Below are 14,197 nucleotides of genomic sequence, written 5' to 3' on the forward strand. Positions count from 1 at the left end.
TCTGTGTTTGCCCGCTTCCCGGGCTTTGTCAGGCTGTCGGGTGTTTGGCCTCTTGCTTCCGGCCATGGAGGCCGATCGGCGGACCGCCGGCATGGCTTAGGAATGTCTGGATCTCGTGGTCGGTCGGCGCTGATGAACCACCGTGGCGGGTGACGGAAATGGCCGCCGCCGCATTGGCGTAGCGCGCTGCTTCAAAAGGCGGCGCGCCGCGCGCCAGCGCACTGACGAAAGCGCCGATATGGGTGTCGCCGGCGCCATTAGTGTCGATGGCGTTGACCTCGAAGCCGGCACTCGTTTGCGCCGAGCCATCGGCCAGCCGTATGTGGCAGCCTTTCGCTCCGGCGCGAATAACGACGCCGACGGCCTTCGGGGAGTGGTCGCTAAGAAGCCGTGACGCGAGTGTCTCGACGTCGCCCGGACCGGCAATCGCGGCCGCTTCCATCCTGTTGCAGCTCAACCAGGTGGTGCGGGCGAGTATCCGAGGCAGGATAGGGCGGGGAATGTCGACGACGACAGGTGTCGGGTCGAGGACAAGCGGTGTGTCGGCCGGAAGTGCCTCGATCCAGTCGACAAGCGCGTCTCGGCTTCCCGGATAGCTAAGCGTATAGCCGGAGGTGAACACCCAATCCCCCGGCGCGACCGAGACGGGCGCCATCATGTCAAGGCTGAGCAAGCTCTCCGCACCAGGCCACGAGACGAAGGTGCGCTCGGCATCGCTGCTGATCATGGCGACGCAATTGCCGCTGTCGATGACTGGCGATGGCGTCGTCAGTGTCTCGATCCCCTCACTGGCTAAGGCCGCGCGCAGGAAGTCGCCATTGGGTCCGCTGCCGAGCTGGCCGCCGAACACCACCTTCATGCCGGTGCGGCTGGCCGCGACCATCATGTTGAAGCCGCCGCCGGCGACTTGCGTGTAGCTCGACGCCGTCTTCTCCGTACCCGGCGCCGGCAAGGCGTCGATGCGGTAGACATAGTCGACCACCGCGCTGCCGACATGGACGAGACGCCCACTCATGCCGCCGCATCCTTGCCGGGACCCGTCCTGTCGGCACGGCGCTTGGATATACGGGCCGCAACAAGGTCGGCGGTGAGCGCGCCAACCGCCGCAATGTCGATGCCCTTGAGGTCTGCAATGCGGTTCTGAGGCAGTCGGGAAAAGCCGGTGCAGGCGCCGGCCATGCCGGTGGCGATGGCGCCGATCGTATCGGTGTCGCCACCGAGATTGGCACTGATGACCGCCGCTTGCCAGGGATCACCACCGGCGACTTCCAGCACCGCGAATGCAGCCGGAACGGACTCCTGACTGGCGACGCCGGTGCCGACCAGATCGGTGATCAGCCGGATCGCGTCCTTCGTCGCCTTGCCGCGCACAAGCTCCTGCGCCCACCCAATGCGCGCGGCAATGTCACCGCCGGTCACCCAATAGCCGAGCGTTGCTCCGCACCTCGCCGCGGCGATGGCGCTGTCGGAAGCGGCGCGCCAGTCGCCGCCGGCGACGCCGCAGCTGACGGCCGCCGCAACGGCGGCTGCGGCCGCAATGGCAATCGAGGTGTTGTGCGTGGCCCGGCATGTCTCGGCAACTTTGGCGACCAGCGCGTCCAGCGGCTCCGGCGGCATCATGATGCCGACCGGCGCGATGCGCATGGCCGCACCATTTGTGTCGCCGCTGCGCCCCGCTTCCTCGGCCGACACGCCATTGTTGATGGCGTCGATGGCGCGTTTGGTCGATGGTCCCAGCAGATCGTAGCTGCCGCGCGCCTTGACGTCGCGCTCCCAGTCGAGCAGCGCGTTGACCCACCGGGCATGATCGAAGCGGTTGCCGGATTCGACCAGGATACGGCCAAGCAGAAGCGCCTGTTCGGTGTCGTCGGTGATCGTTCCAGCGGCGAGCCCCTTCGACACCGGATGGTCGGCGAAAGGAGCAATGAAGCCCTCTACATGGCCGTAGAGTTCGGCAATCCGGGCCGGCGACAAAAGCTGCGTCGGCATGCCCAGCGCATCTCCCAGTGCCCCGCCGACAAGCGCCCCCACCGCCCGATCGGTCATGTTCCCCATGTCGTCCGGCATCACTCAGAACCTCATATGCAGCGCAAAATGCGCCGGGTTGAGCAGGCTGGTCACATATTCGATCGGCCGGTCATCGGCGGCGCGGGTCAACCGGCGACCGCGAAGGAACGGCGTGCCTTGCGGGCAACCGACGATTGCAGAGTCCTCGGCGTTGAGCATTTCGATGCCGACCCATTCCTCGCCATGGTCGGGAATGAGGCCGGCGCCGCGCAGCGTCTGGTGCAGCGAGCCTTCGCGCAGCCCGCGTAACGGCACGTCCTCCAGTTCCGGCGACAATGGCAGGCGGCTGCGCTCGATGGAGATGGCGTGGCCGTCGCCGGCATTGGTGCGCACCCGGTCGACAGCGATGAAAAACGGGTTTTCTATACCAAGCAGTGCGGCAAGATCGGGATCCTCGATCACCTCGAGCCGCAGCGTCCGCGTCTCTGCATTGGCGCCGGCATTGGCGAGCGCCCGCGACCAACCGATGGAGTCATCAACGGGCTTGCCATCGAAGGTGACGAAAGAGCCGATGCCGACTTTGGTGGTGATCAGCCCGCGGCTGGACAGTTCCTCGAGGCCTTTGCGGACGGTGTTGCGGCTGACGGAGAAACGATGGACGAGCTCGTTCTCGCTTTGCAGCCGGTCGCCGAAGCCGAGAACACCGGAGCGGATTTCATGTTCGAGAACGGTGGCGATCTGTTCGGGCTTGCCCGTGCCGGGAGACAGTTGAACCGAGCTTCGCTTCATATGGGTACCTGTTCAGTGAGCCTGTATAATCCTGTTCATATCACGGCAGGCTTGTCAACGAGTGCCGCATGGAGCTGCTATCGGGCTTGACTAGGCGTCGCGACGAGCATAGTCGCCGGTTCCGTCGCCGTGGGATCTGGCGTCCAGCGCCAGCTCCGCATCATCGGCAACATAGCGGGCATTGAGGTAGTCGCGAATGAAGCTGATCCGACCTTCACACCACTCGAGCCACATAAAGTGGTTGGGTTTCGCGTCGGCTCGGTCTCGAACACCGCGATCACCTCCCGGCCCTCGTGCCAAGCCGGCTTGAGCCACACGCCCTCGCTCTTAACGTGGTGAAGAACCTGCTGACGTCTGCTGAGCCTGAGCGAAGCGGATGCAAGGACGGATGAAGCTTCACTGTTTTTCGAAGCCGATAATCCCTTGAATGACAGGGATGGCCTGCATCGCTTGAGCACACCGGCGGTGACGATGAAATGGCCGTAAGACGGACAATGTCCATTCATTGTCGGAGGCAGTTCGTGATCCCGAGTCCGGTTCAACAGGACGGCCTAAGGAGCGTCAGCCTAGCGCCGCCGCAGCCGAGACGCGGGATCGACCGCTCCCGTCGAGGGGCGTCGTTTAGCAGGAGCTCGCGACCAAGGTGAATTCCAGGATCGCAGTCGGATGTGGGGAAAGGATGCCACACAACGCACTAGATACGGCGCACGACGGCCGCCTCGCCATCGTTGATCTCGCGGTCGCCGCCTGGCGAGGCCGTCAAACTACTCCTGTCGAGTGAGGTGAGTTACGAGGGGAAATTACCAGCCCGGACCCGCGAGAGGCAGGCGTGTCTTTCGAGAGTTGGAAAATCTTACAAGTTTGGTCGGTCTGCTGCATTCTTCTTAAACATGGCCAAGACAAGCCGCTTGCCTTCGCGCACACTGTCTTCGAGCGGCTTCGCCTTCGCCAGATGCGCCGCAATCGCGCTAGCCAGCATGCAACCCGTCCCGCGCATTGATGCGACAAGACGAGGTGCGTCGAAGCGGATTGGTTCTTGATCGGAACGCAACAGAATATCGGTTGATCGAGGTCCTGATGCGTGGCCCCCTTTGATCAGCAGGCCCGGCACGCCGGCTGCCAGCAATTTCCGTCCCAGTCTCACCGCGTCGCTCTCGTCGGCTGGCGGTTCCGCACCAACAAGGAGCGCCAGCTCGAGGAGATTGGGGGTCACAAGGCAGCAAAGCGGCATCAGATCGCGCCTCATGGCAGCGATGGCACCTGCTTCCAGAAGCCCCCGGCCGGAGCTCGAGGCCAGCACCGGATCGAGCACTGCCGGCACCTGCGGATTTTCGCGCAGCACGCCGGCAATGGCAACGACGATCTCAGCCGTTGCGAGCATGCCGATCTTAATTGCCGCCACCTTGTTGGCCTGCAGCGCGGCGCACATCTGATCGGCCACAAGATCGGGCTGCGAAGGATGGATTTCCATCACGGCTTCGTGCGTCTGCACCGTCAGCGCTGTGACAGCCAGGCAGGTGCGCACGCCAATGGAAGAGATCGTCTCGATATCACGTGCAATTCCAGCCCCACCGCTGGAGTCTGATCCGCCGACCACGAGCACATGCGGTTCTCGCCTCAGCGCCATGGCTTTGTCTTTTCGATCCATTCTCGCGTGCGCGCTTCGGGATCGGCATTCAACGTGATGTCGGTGACCACCGCCGCGCTGTCCGCACCAGCCTCGAAGACACCGTCGAGCCGGTCGGGGTTGAGGCCGCCGATGGAGACCAATGGGATCGGCGCCACCCGATGCTTCCACTCGCTGATCCGCTCGAGCCCTTGCGGCGCCCATTTCATCTGCTTCAGGATGGTGGGATAGATGGGGCCGAGCGCGATATAGTCGGGCTCGGCAGCGATGGCCGTTTCCAGCTCGAGATGATCGTGCGTGCTGAGCCCGAGCTTCAATCCGGCGTACTTAATCGCCAGCAGGTCGGCCGCAGCCAAATCCTCTTGGCCGAGATGGACGAAGTCGCAGCCTTCCTCAATGGCGAGCCGCCAATAGTCGTTGACGATCAGTTGGCAACCATGGACCGCGCAGACGCCGTTCGCGCGGCGGATTTCCGTCCGCAGCGTGGCCTCGTCCCTATCCTTGATGCGCAACTGAACCAGCTTGACGCCAAGTGGCACCAGCCGTTCGATCCAGGCGGCGCTGTCGACGATCAGGTAGAAGGGATCGAGCTTCATGAGAAAACCGCCCTGCCGAATGTTGGTGTCGATGGCACCGCGACGTCGCGGGGTTCGAGCATTCCCGAAAGGAAGGCTTCACGGCCGGCATCGACTGCCTTGCCGAATGCGCGCGCCATGCCGACTGGCTCGGCTGCCCTGGCGACCGCTGTGTTCAGGAGCACGGCATCAAAGCCGAACTCCATGACTGTTGCCGCGTGCGATGGCCGTCCGAGACCAGCATCCACGATCAGCGGGACATCAGGGAAATGTCCGCGCATCGAGCGCAGCGCCATGATGTTGACCGGCCCGAGGGCGGAACCGATCGGTGCGCACCACGGCATCAAGACCTTGCAGCCCGCCTCCAGCAGCCGCTCGGCGACAACAAGGTCGTCGGTGGTATAGGGGAATACCGAAAACCCATCCTCGCACAGGATGCGGGCGGCTTCGACCAGTCCGAACACATCCGGCTGCAGCGTGTCGTGGTTGCCGATCACCTCGAGCTTGATCCAGGTCGTCCCGAACACCTCGCGCGCCATTTGCGCGGTCGTGACCGCTTCCTTGACGGAGTGGCAGCCGGCCGTGTTGGGCAGGATTCTTGTGCCAAGCGAGCGGATCAACGACCAGAATTGTTCGCCGTCCCTGCCGCCGGCCATTTCACGCCGCAGGGACACGGTCACCACCGACGTGCCCGATGCCTGGACCGCATCGGCAAGGATGGCGGGCGATGGATATTGAGCCGTGCCGAGAAACAGCCGAGAGGGAAGCGTCGTCCCGAGAAGCTCGAACATGCTAGCCTCCCTGCATCGGTGAGAGGATTTCGATCCGGTCGCCCTCGCTCAACTGGAACTCCGCCCGGTTGGTTTTGTGCACGAGGTCGCTGTTGACGGCCGTCGCGAGCCAATCGCCTTCATAGTCGAGCGCGGCAAGTAGTTCGGCCAGCGTGGTGGCGGCAACCTCATGCGCTTCGCCGTTGACCATCAGTTTCATGAGCAAGCTCCTTGGTTCTGTCTTGACTGAAAACCAGCTTGGCAGCCTGGCGCGCCATGGCGGGCGCAAGGAGAAAGCCGTGACGATAAAGCCCATTGATCGCGATGATCTCACCCTTCGTTTCGACGCGCGGCAGGTTGTCGGGAAAGGCTGGACGGACGCCGACACCGGTTTCAACAATCTCAGCCTCGCCAAAGGCCGGATGGAGGGCATAGGCGGTGCCCAGCAGCTCCATCATGGAGCGCGCCGTGACTGGTCCAGCGGACTGGCTCTCGATCATCGTCGTACCAATCATGAAACGGTGGTCGGTGCGCGGCACTGCATAGAGTGGAAAGCGCGGATGCAGCAGCCTGACCGGGCGCGACAGCGAGATGTCTGGGGTGCGCAGGATCAGCATTTCGCCGCGAACGCCACGCAACCTGTCATCGGCGGCTGCCATTCCCGTGCAATCGATCTGACGATCGAAACCAAAAACATGCTGGGCGTCGGCGCCGAAGTGGAATTCAACACCCATGGCTACGAGCTTGTCATGAAGTGCTGACATCGCCTGGCGCGGATCGAGATGGCCCTCATCGGGGAAGAGCAATCCGCGGCGGAAGCGGCCGGCTAAGTCGGGCTCCAGGAGCGCAATTTCATCTTCATCGACCCACCGATGGCCCGACGTGCGGCGGGCGAACCGGTCGAGCTCGCCCGCATCGCGCGGCGCGGCCACGACCAGTGTTCCTGCCCGTGTCACCTGGTCAGGCGTCGCCGCATCCCACCAGTCTGCGGCGTTGCGTCCGAGATCCAGCACCGGCTGCTCGGCGCTTTCACGCTCGCACCAGGGCGCCAGCATGCCACCGGCGAACCATGACGCATTGCCGCCAAGGCTGTGCCTTGTCTCGGCAACGGTGACCGCCGCGCCGCCTGCGGCGAGCTCGAAGGCGGCGGTGAGGCCGGCAACGCCGGCCCCTTTGACCAGCACCTTCATGATGGCTCATGCGCCTGTGGCGAAAGCGGTGCGCCGGTCTCGTCCGCCGGCACGTAGAGGTCGCCGCCCTCGCGGTACTTCGCCGCCATCGCCGCCATGCCCTCCTTCTGCGCTTCGGCACGAATGTCGTGGGAAATGCGCATGGAACAGAATTTCGGTCCGCACATCGAGCAGAAATGCGCCAGCTTGTGCGCCTCCTTGGGCAAGGTCTGATCGTGGAAGGACCGCGCTGTTTCGGGATCGAGCGACAGGTTGAACTGGTCCTCCCAGCGGAACTCGAATCTGGCCCGCGACAGCGCGTCGTCGCGGATCTTCGCCGCCGGGTGTCCCTTCGCCAGGTCGGCGGCATGCGCCGCGATCTTGTAGGTGATCACGCCGGTCTTGACGTCGTTGCGATCGGGAAGCCCGAGATGTTCCTTCGGCGTGACGTAGCAGAGCATGGCGGTGCCGAACCAGCCGATCATGGCAGCACCGATGCCGGAGGTGATGTGGTCGTAGCCCGGTGCGATGTCGGTGGTCAGCGGTCCAAGCGTATAGAACGGCGCTTCGCCACAGACGGCGAGCTGCTTGTCCATGTTCTGCTTGATCTTGTGCATCGGCACGTGACCGGGCCCCTCGATCATCACCTGGCAATCCTTCGCCCAGGCGATCTTCGTCAGCTCGCCAAGCGTTTCCAGCTCGGCGAATTGCGCCGCATCGTTGGCATCGGCGATCGAGCCGGGACGAAGGCCGTCGCCGAGCGAGAAGGAGACGTCATAGGCGCGGCAGATGTCGCAGATCTCCGGGAAGTGCTCGTAGAGGAAGCTTTCCCGGTGATGGTGCAGGCACCATTTTGCCATGATCGAGCCGCCGCGCGAGACGATACCCGTGACCCGGTCAACGGTCAGCGGGATGTAATGCAGCCGCACGCCGGCATGGATGGTGAAATAGTCGACGCCCTGTTCGGCCTGTTCGATCAGCGTGTCGCGGTACACCTCCCAGGTCAGGTCCTCGGCGATGCCGCCGACCTTTTCGAGCGCCTGGTAAAGCGGCACCGTGCCGATCGGCACCGGCGAGTTGCGCACGATCCAGTCGCGGATGTTGTGGATGTTGCGGCCGGTCGACAGGTCCATCACCGTATCGGCGCCCCAGCGGATCGCCCAGACCATCTTTTCGACCTCTTCGGCCATCGAGGAGGTGACAGCGGAGTTGCCGATATTGGCATTGATCTTGACCAGGAAATTGCGGCCGATGATCATCGGCTCGCTCTCTGGGTGGTTAATGTTGGCGGGAATGATTGCCCGCCCGCGCGCCACCTCGTCGCGCACGAACTCCGGCGTGACGAAGTCGGGGATCGCCGCGCCGAAAGCCTCGCCGTCGCGCTCAAGCTTGCCGTGCAGGATCTCGCGACCAAGGTTCTCGCGGATGGCGACGAACTCCATTTCTGGCGTGATGATGCCGGCGCGCGCATAGGTAAGCTGAGTCACGGCCTTGCCTGACTTGGCCCTCAGCGGCCGGTTACGGACTGGAAACTCCGTCGTTAGGCGTTCGCCCGTGACAAATCCATTGTCTTCGGGCCGGACATGGCGGCCGTCATAGGCTTCGACATCGCCGCGCAACATGATCCATTCGTGGCGAAGCCGGGCAAGGCCGTTTTCGATGCTGGTTTCGACAGTCGGGTCGGTATAGGGGCCTGACGGATCGTAGACGGTGACGGGCGGCTCGCCGGCTGCCGGATGGACGGAGATTTCGCGCATCGCCACCCTGAGCTGCGGGTGGATGGTACCGGATTTGTGGATTTTGCGTGAGGCAGGCAGCGGTCCCGTCGAGACGGCGGGGGTGAGGGCATTCATCTTGAGGCTCCTTTGCTCGTTGCATTGGAGACCCAGTTCTGTGCCGGAAGGATGAAAAGACGCTTCTAGCGACCTGCCGAAACAGGACCTCGGGCGTAAACTCCCGCAAAGCGCTTGCACCGTCCCTACGCCAGTATGAACTGGATCAGGTTCAACGGGTCACTGCGCCGCGAATGCCAGCAGTATCTCAGCCCCTTGCCGGGACTCCCCTGGTGAATGCGTGAGGTTGGACGGGACGGCTCCGGTTTGTCAAGCGCGTTGTGGCCGCGGCTGATCGGCGGCCGGTCAGACCGTGCGGAAAAAATCGTGCATGTCTCGGCGACAAGTCAAGCGTCGGAGATGAAGGCAGGGACAAGGGAAACGCAAACCGTCGGACTAAAAATCGATCCTGATGATCACACCTTCAATGGGCACCAAAGGTTTGCGCATAGATCGCCTCGATTCTTCCTGCCTCGTCACTGGTCAGCGCGGCGAATTCCTTTTCGCGCGCGCGGTTCGATAGCTGTCCATCATTCTGGTGAAGAAAACGGAAGAGCAGATCGCTCAGCCGCTCGGGCATGTCGATAAAGGCGTCCACCTGCTGCCGGAACTGATCGTAGCGCTGCAGAAATGCGGTTTCCTCGGGAAGGTCCCGTTCGATCGTCCGCTGAACGCAGGCATAGAGGAATTCGGCGTGCGGGGTTGCATCGAAGAACCGGTAGAAATCACCGGTGTCATTCAGCACCCGGACGTTGAATTGCGGCGTCGGTTCCCATTCCACCAACGGCAGAAGGCGCTGCGAATAGCTCTCGAGCACGCCCCTGTACTCGTTGATCTGGTCCAGGATCGCGGCCGAGACTGGAAAGACCACTCCCGGCGGATTGAAGCCGCGCATGGCAAGAACGTGGTGGATTAGGTAGCGGTGAATGCGGCCGTTTCCGTCCTCGAACGGGTGAATGTAGACAAAGCCGAAGGCGAGGATTGCGGCGGCTACGACTGCATCAAGCTTTTGCGCGGGGCCCTGATCGAACGCTGCCATTCCATCGATTAGCCGCGGCAGGTCCTCGGGCCGAGCGCCGATGTGATCGGGCAAGGGCGTGCCGTTGTCTCGGTCATGCTCGCCGACGAAACCTCCTTCTTTTCGGAAGCCAAGTCTTACGAAACGGGCGTCGCCAAGTACAATTCTTTGCAGACGCAGCAGCTCATCGCGATCGATCGGCCAGCGGCCGGCTTCGCCGATGGCGCGGCCCCAGCGCTGGATGCGATCTTGCGGCGGGTGCTCGCCCTCGATCGCATAGCTTGATCGCGAGTCTTTGAGCAAAAGAAAGGCGGCGGTCCGAGCAAGGAGGTCGCGCGGCACGTCCGCTACGATTGCCTCCGCGCGCCGCGGTAGTTCAAGGCCGATGAATTTTTCGAGAATCTTGGTGCGGAACACCAGAGGGCAGAACTCACGCGTGCCGGGGAGATTGTCCCTTACGCGGTAGCGCGAAGCGGTCTTGTCGGGTCCCGGCCACTGCAGCTCGGGATCGACAACCGGAATGTATCGCCCGGCCTCCACGTCCGGCAGATCGATACGCGCGCCCCTCAGCCATTCATATAAAAACCAGATGCGGCGGGCATAACTGCCGGTCGGGCTTTCACGGACCAGCGCCTCGATCGGCGCGGGACCGGTCACTTGGAACAGCCGCTTGAGGACGGCAAGGTCCAGTCCCTCGTACTTGAGCGCAAAGGTCAGGTGGCCTTCGAGGGTAGGATTTGGGGCATGGCGGGGGGTCATGATCCGCCAGCCATCCCGTTCGGTAATGCGATGATGCTCGCCAGTGGCGAACAACCTACGGGGCAAGGGCACGGCGAGCCTGTAGGCTCCGATCAGGGCGCTGTACCCGGCCGGGGTCGCCGTTTCAGGAAGGCGGATTTCCTGAAAAACGGTAACAGGACCTGAAAATTGGTGCTGTTGGATCGCAGGCATGAAAAGCGAATCCTTCCATCGAATTTTGATTTAGTTCGGCCAAAGCCTATGAAAAATGATCCTATCCCATGAAAACTGATGCCACCAGACAAATTTTCCGAAAACCGATTCTAAAACGGGGCTGAAGTCGATCAAGCAAGAACTCCGCCACCGGCTCAAGGAAGCGACTTCAGACAAAAAGGTGAGTCCAGGAACCGCCATTCGCCCGTCTCTTAGTCACGAGGCCGGCACGGATGGCCCGCCTTACGTCGAGCCGGATTGCTCGAGGAGCAGCGCGCCGTTCGGGGCTCACTCATAGAGCGCTCCGGCGCGCGATCCCGATTTGATAGCCGCGATCACGCTCGCGACTGATCTTGGTGACGTGGCGGCGTCGGAGTAGAAAAGTGATGCAGGATCTCGGTGGCGTCGTGTGTGTGTGACCTGAAGTGAGTTCTCTGCGGTATGGGGCGGCACGCAGCGCACGCGTCTTCTCGGCAAACAGATCGACGAAGCGGCACCGAAGGGAAGTTCTTGGCATTCATTCTCGCCATCGCTGCCCCAATTTGCCGGCCGGACTGCCGATCGATCTCGCCCAATACTTTGCGCGCGCAAGGGCCGAAGCTGAACTGGGCGGCACCTGCTCATTCGGGAGCTAACTCATGCTTGGCGCGCTAGCCCGAGAGAGCTGTGCCTGATCGAATGCGTGAAATCGTAGCTCGGGGTGGAGAGGCTGACGCGGTCATCTGTCACCCGCCTTCGGGCTGTAACGGAAAGCGCGACATCGTCTCCAATGCTCGTTCCCCACGTCGAGGGGCCCAGCGGCTTGGCTGCGGGGGGACTGTCAGCTAGTGGCCGCTGGGCCTTGACGACCAGCGAGCGTAAGAGGAGGCCCTGTGCTGGCTGACGAAAACTTGCGAGCAAAGCCACGGAAAAGCATCATTCGAACGAACTCTTTCGTCGAGACGAGGAGGGCAGTGAGGCGGTAGCCGCCGCTTTGAAGCTCTCCGGCAGCTGCTACGCTGGTCGTTCAGAGGGTCGCAGCTGCGCTTGCGCCGTCATATCAGATAAGTCTAATATAATCCGCGCCTGGCCATCGAACGCCGCGGCGCCCTCGGGTCGGCGCTATTCATCGGGTGGGCATGTCGGGCACGCAAGGGAGGACGAAATGAGACTGGTTCAGTCATTTGCATTTGCTGCTGTGCTGCTTCTTTCGTCTGCATTGTCTGCGGCCGCCCACTCGGCTCGTGAGGACATCGAAGCGGCGTTGGTAAAATTCATGGACGCCTTCAACAGCGGAAACGCAGCAGCGGTAGGTCAAATGTATACCGACGATGCCGCCCTGCTGCCACCCGACGGCAAACGCGTCGATGACCGCAAGGGCGTGGAAGAATTCTGGCAGGGCGCAATCAAGGCCGGGATGAAGAATCTCACCCTGAAGGCGCTGGAAGTGGAAGGGAGCGGGAATCTCGCCTACGAAGTTGGCGCATTTACGCTCGGTGTGCCGAGCAAAGGCGGCGCCCTCTCCACCGTCGCGGGCAAGTATCTCGTCGTCTGGAAAAAGGGCGACGACGGGACATGGCGCCTGCATCGGGACATCTGGAACTTAGGTGCGGCCGAATAGGGATAGATATCCAGGCCCTCATCGACCGTCTTGCGAAGGGTAGGGCGGCTGTATTGACCGGGATCTGGTGCTCTATTGCCAGCGCTGTCGAGTGGCAGGACGATGGGGACCGGCTAACCGCGCGGTATAGCTTCGGTCTGGCGCGCTTTCCAATGGATTTGCCGCCAATTTGGCGGATCGCTGATCAGTCGCGGTGATTGCGACCACGTCACCAATTCCAATTCCCCGCTTCATGAAACGAGTCTGGAGCGTGCACGGCCTTAAGCAAGGGATTGCTAATGTGCGAGACAGCACGCTTCGCTCTAGCGGGTATGGCCCAGCGGCTTGGTTGAGGGGGGACTAGCAGCTAGAGGCCGCTGGGCCTTGACCAGCAGCATGCTTAAGAGGAGGCGCTGGCTGGCTGGCCAAAAACTTGCGCTCAAGGCAACGCAAAAGCATCATTCGAACGGACACTGCCCGCCAGAAGCTTATTCCAGCCGATAGAGCCACCATGGAATGCAAGCCCAGCAAACCGGATTCACCAAACATCGCATCAGGACCTGCGCTTGCCCGTCCATGGCCGCGCCAGTCCTTCGGCATTCAGCATTGCGACGCGGAGCAGCCAGCCGACCCATTATAGACCGCGACGGACGGTGATTAGGGCCAGCGCGGCGATAGGCAGCGAGCGTAACCATTGGCGTAAGTGGAGTGTTTCACGATCTCAATTGGTTGGCTCCGCTAGGTTTCCAGCTGGCTGCCACCGCGCACGTGCCAGCTGGAGTAAACAATGAAATATTCGAAACCGGCTTTTTGGGCGGGAGCCGCGCTAGCTGCCTGCCTTTTGCCGAAACCGGCTTAGCCGAGCCAGTTCGGCTGCGCATATTTGCAATGAGGCGTGAGAAACCTGGCATTCGACGGGAGCAGTGCAGTAACATGTGCGAAGCCTAGTCGAGTCTGCAAGCGGCAATCATTCGTCGTGAGTCGACGCTAGTGTGTGCGTTTCGCAGCACTCCGGCTGGCTATCTCGCGTAAGACGGCATGAAGAAGTGTTCCAATTTCCTGTTCGGCGCGCCCGGGTGCAATTCCTGATTCGGACAACTGAACGAGAATTGTCTTGGCGGTGCTGCGCCAGAACGCATTCGCCTCCTCGCCGTTCTTGGATTCCAGCACGCGGGCAACTCCCTCAACCAACTTCCGCCGCCGATACAGCGGAAACGCCCTTATGTTTGACACCGATCACCTCACCCATTCAGTCTCGCGATTAAGCATTGGCGGGTTAGAAAATCTGGTTAACGGCGTATTCTTTTTGGTAGTAGTAAGAGTTCTGTGCGGGCGGTGAACGGTGCCGCGATTAGCCAATGAGCGCGATGGCTTGGGCGCAAACTGTCGGGCAGGAATGGGTAAGAGCGGACATTGGCCGATCTCCGCTCTTCAGGGCCGGAAAAATCTCGACAATGCTCCCAATCGATTCCAGATCGAAGACTACGTCGTCAGAGCCGGTGTCATTGGCTGGCGTTCCGGAATAGCCGATGTCGTAACAATAGGATTTGATCGTCGCTGCTGCGCGACGGAGCAAGCCGGCACGCTCCGGCATCGTCAGCCGATCGACTTCATTGCCCCGCGCAGCAGTATAACCGCTGTTCCTGGGGCTCCCAAGCAGGATGTAGCTCCCGCTTTTGTTGACGCGATGTAGGTGGCCGATCATGATAACCAAGGGCGCAAAGAGCGACCCTCATGCTGGTGGGAGGATAAAAATGCAGCCACTTGTCATAGACGCGAAGCCTCAACCTATTTCAATTGATCCCGCTAACGCTGCAGTTCTCGTGGTGGACATGCAAAATGACTCGGCTCCAAAGGTGGAATGTTCGACAGAGCCGGAA

General features: G+C 61.9%; 13 protein-coding genes and 1 riboswitch. Of the genes, 1 reads left to right on the top strand and 12 read right to left on the bottom strand.

Annotation, left to right across the window (positions count from 1 at the left end; translation table 11 throughout):
• Positions 1 to 28 precede the first annotated feature (28 nt).
• The 10 genes from NKK47_RS10980 to NKK47_RS11025 all read right to left on the bottom strand — a co-directional run bounded on the left by NKK47_RS10980 (position 29) and on the right by NKK47_RS11025 (position 10,738).
• The gene (locus NKK47_RS10980) at positions 29 to 1,015 is read right to left on the bottom strand and encodes a PfkB family carbohydrate kinase (RefSeq protein ID WP_352576644.1); all 987 of its coding nucleotides are present in this window, start codon (positions 1,013 to 1,015) and stop codon (positions 29 to 31) included.
• A complete protein-coding gene (locus NKK47_RS10985; protein WP_352576732.1) occupies positions 1,012 to 2,067 on the bottom strand; it encodes an ADP-ribosylglycohydrolase family protein in 1,056 nt (351 codons plus the stop codon). The genes NKK47_RS10980 and NKK47_RS10985 overlap by 4 nt, the downstream gene beginning before the upstream one ends.
• Before the next feature lie 3 nt (positions 2,068 to 2,070).
• Complete coding sequence (locus tag NKK47_RS10990; protein ID WP_352576646.1) at positions 2,071 to 2,796, bottom strand: GntR family transcriptional regulator; 726 nt, start codon at positions 2,794 to 2,796, stop codon at positions 2,071 to 2,073.
• Positions 2,797 to 3,649: 853 nt separating this feature from the next.
• Positions 3,650 to 4,423 (bottom strand): hydroxymethylpyrimidine/phosphomethylpyrimidine kinase, encoded by a 774-nt coding sequence (locus NKK47_RS10995; protein ID WP_352576648.1) that lies wholly within the window; start codon positions 4,421 to 4,423, stop codon positions 3,650 to 3,652.
• Positions 4,414 to 5,019: a thiamine phosphate synthase gene (locus NKK47_RS11000; protein WP_352470532.1), complete on the bottom strand. Its 606-nt coding sequence runs from the start codon at positions 5,017 to 5,019 to the stop codon at positions 4,414 to 4,416. Before NKK47_RS11000 ends, NKK47_RS10995 begins: the two co-directional genes overlap by 10 nt.
• Entirely contained in the window at positions 5,016 to 5,789 is a 774-nt protein-coding gene (locus NKK47_RS11005) for a thiazole synthase (protein WP_352576650.1), read from the bottom strand. Before NKK47_RS11005 ends, NKK47_RS11000 begins: the two co-directional genes overlap by 4 nt.
• A 1-nt stretch (position 5,790) precedes the next feature.
• The gene (gene thiS / locus NKK47_RS11010) at positions 5,791 to 5,988 is read right to left on the bottom strand and encodes a sulfur carrier protein ThiS (RefSeq protein ID WP_352576652.1); all 198 of its coding nucleotides are present in this window, start codon (positions 5,986 to 5,988) and stop codon (positions 5,791 to 5,793) included.
• On the bottom strand, positions 5,957 to 6,958 hold the full coding sequence (gene thiO / locus NKK47_RS11015) for a glycine oxidase ThiO (RefSeq protein WP_352576654.1): 1,002 nt from the start codon (positions 6,956 to 6,958) through the stop codon (positions 5,957 to 5,959). The genes thiS and thiO overlap by 32 nt, the downstream gene beginning before the upstream one ends.
• Positions 6,955 to 8,790, bottom strand: coding sequence for a phosphomethylpyrimidine synthase ThiC (thiC, locus tag NKK47_RS11020; protein WP_352576656.1), 1,836 nt, complete (start codon positions 8,788 to 8,790; stop codon positions 6,955 to 6,957). The genes thiO and thiC overlap by 4 nt, the downstream gene beginning before the upstream one ends.
• A gap of 104 nt (positions 8,791 to 8,894) precedes the next feature.
• A riboswitch (TPP riboswitch) is annotated at positions 8,895 to 9,011 on the bottom strand.
• A 182-nt stretch (positions 9,012 to 9,193) separates the two neighbouring features.
• On the bottom strand, positions 9,194 to 10,738 hold the full coding sequence (locus tag NKK47_RS11025; protein WP_502904987.1) for a Fic family protein: 1,545 nt from the start codon (positions 10,736 to 10,738) through the stop codon (positions 9,194 to 9,196).
• 1,144 nt (positions 10,739 to 11,882) lie between these two features.
• Between NKK47_RS11025 and NKK47_RS11030 the strand changes: the two genes are divergently transcribed.
• On the top strand, positions 11,883 to 12,338 hold the full coding sequence (locus NKK47_RS11030) for a YybH family protein (RefSeq protein WP_352576660.1): 456 nt from the start codon (positions 11,883 to 11,885) through the stop codon (positions 12,336 to 12,338).
• A gap of 966 nt (positions 12,339 to 13,304) precedes the next feature.
• Here the strand turns inward: NKK47_RS11030 and NKK47_RS11035 are convergent.
• The gene (locus tag NKK47_RS11035; RefSeq protein WP_084641544.1) at positions 13,305 to 13,550 is read right to left on the bottom strand and encodes a DUF6074 family protein; all 246 of its coding nucleotides are present in this window, start codon (positions 13,548 to 13,550) and stop codon (positions 13,305 to 13,307) included.
• Between the two features lie 118 nt (positions 13,551 to 13,668).
• Positions 13,669 to 14,022 (bottom strand): hypothetical protein, encoded by a 354-nt coding sequence (locus NKK47_RS11040; protein ID WP_352576662.1) that lies wholly within the window; start codon positions 14,020 to 14,022, stop codon positions 13,669 to 13,671.
• Positions 14,023 to 14,197 lie beyond the last annotated feature (175 nt).

The organism is Mesorhizobium sp. M0019 (genome assembly GCF_040323975.1).
GTDB lineage: Bacteria > Pseudomonadota > Alphaproteobacteria > Rhizobiales > Rhizobiaceae > Mesorhizobium.

What these genes read in the sequence shown, in the direction of transcription:
- thiS (WP_352576652.1), bottom strand. Translation starts at nt 5,988, where the DNA reads ATGAAACTGATGGTCAACGGCGAAGCGCATGAGGTTGCCGCCACCACG.
- NKK47_RS10990 (WP_352576646.1), bottom strand. Translation starts at nt 2,796, where the DNA reads ATGAAGCGAAGCTCGGTTCAACTGTCTCCCGGCACGGGCAAGCCCGAA.
- NKK47_RS11040 (WP_352576662.1), bottom strand. Translation starts at nt 14,022, where the DNA reads ATGATCGGCCACCTACATCGCGTCAACAAAAGCGGGAGCTACATCCTG.
- NKK47_RS11005 (WP_352576650.1), bottom strand. Translation starts at nt 5,789, where the DNA reads ATGTTCGAGCTTCTCGGGACGACGCTTCCCTCTCGGCTGTTTCTCGGC.
- thiC (WP_352576656.1), bottom strand. Translation starts at nt 8,790, where the DNA reads ATGAATGCCCTCACCCCCGCCGTCTCGACGGGACCGCTGCCTGCCTCA.
- NKK47_RS10985 (WP_352576732.1), bottom strand. Translation starts at nt 2,067, where the DNA reads ATGCCGGACGACATGGGGAACATGACCGATCGGGCGGTGGGGGCGCTT.
- NKK47_RS10980 (WP_352576644.1), bottom strand. Translation starts at nt 1,015, where the DNA reads ATGAGTGGGCGTCTCGTCCATGTCGGCAGCGCGGTGGTCGACTATGTC.
- NKK47_RS11000 (WP_352470532.1), bottom strand. Translation starts at nt 5,019, where the DNA reads ATGAAGCTCGATCCCTTCTACCTGATCGTCGACAGCGCCGCCTGGATC.
- thiO (WP_352576654.1), bottom strand. Translation starts at nt 6,958, where the DNA reads ATGAAGGTGCTGGTCAAAGGGGCCGGCGTTGCCGGCCTCACCGCCGCC.
- NKK47_RS10995 (WP_352576648.1), bottom strand. Translation starts at nt 4,423, where the DNA reads ATGGCGCTGAGGCGAGAACCGCATGTGCTCGTGGTCGGCGGATCAGAC.
- NKK47_RS11030 (WP_352576660.1), top strand. Translation starts at nt 11,883, where the DNA reads ATGAGACTGGTTCAGTCATTTGCATTTGCTGCTGTGCTGCTTCTTTCG.
- NKK47_RS11025 (WP_502904987.1), bottom strand. Translation starts at nt 10,738, where the DNA reads ATGCCTGCGATCCAACAGCACCAATTTTCAGGTCCTGTTACCGTTTTT.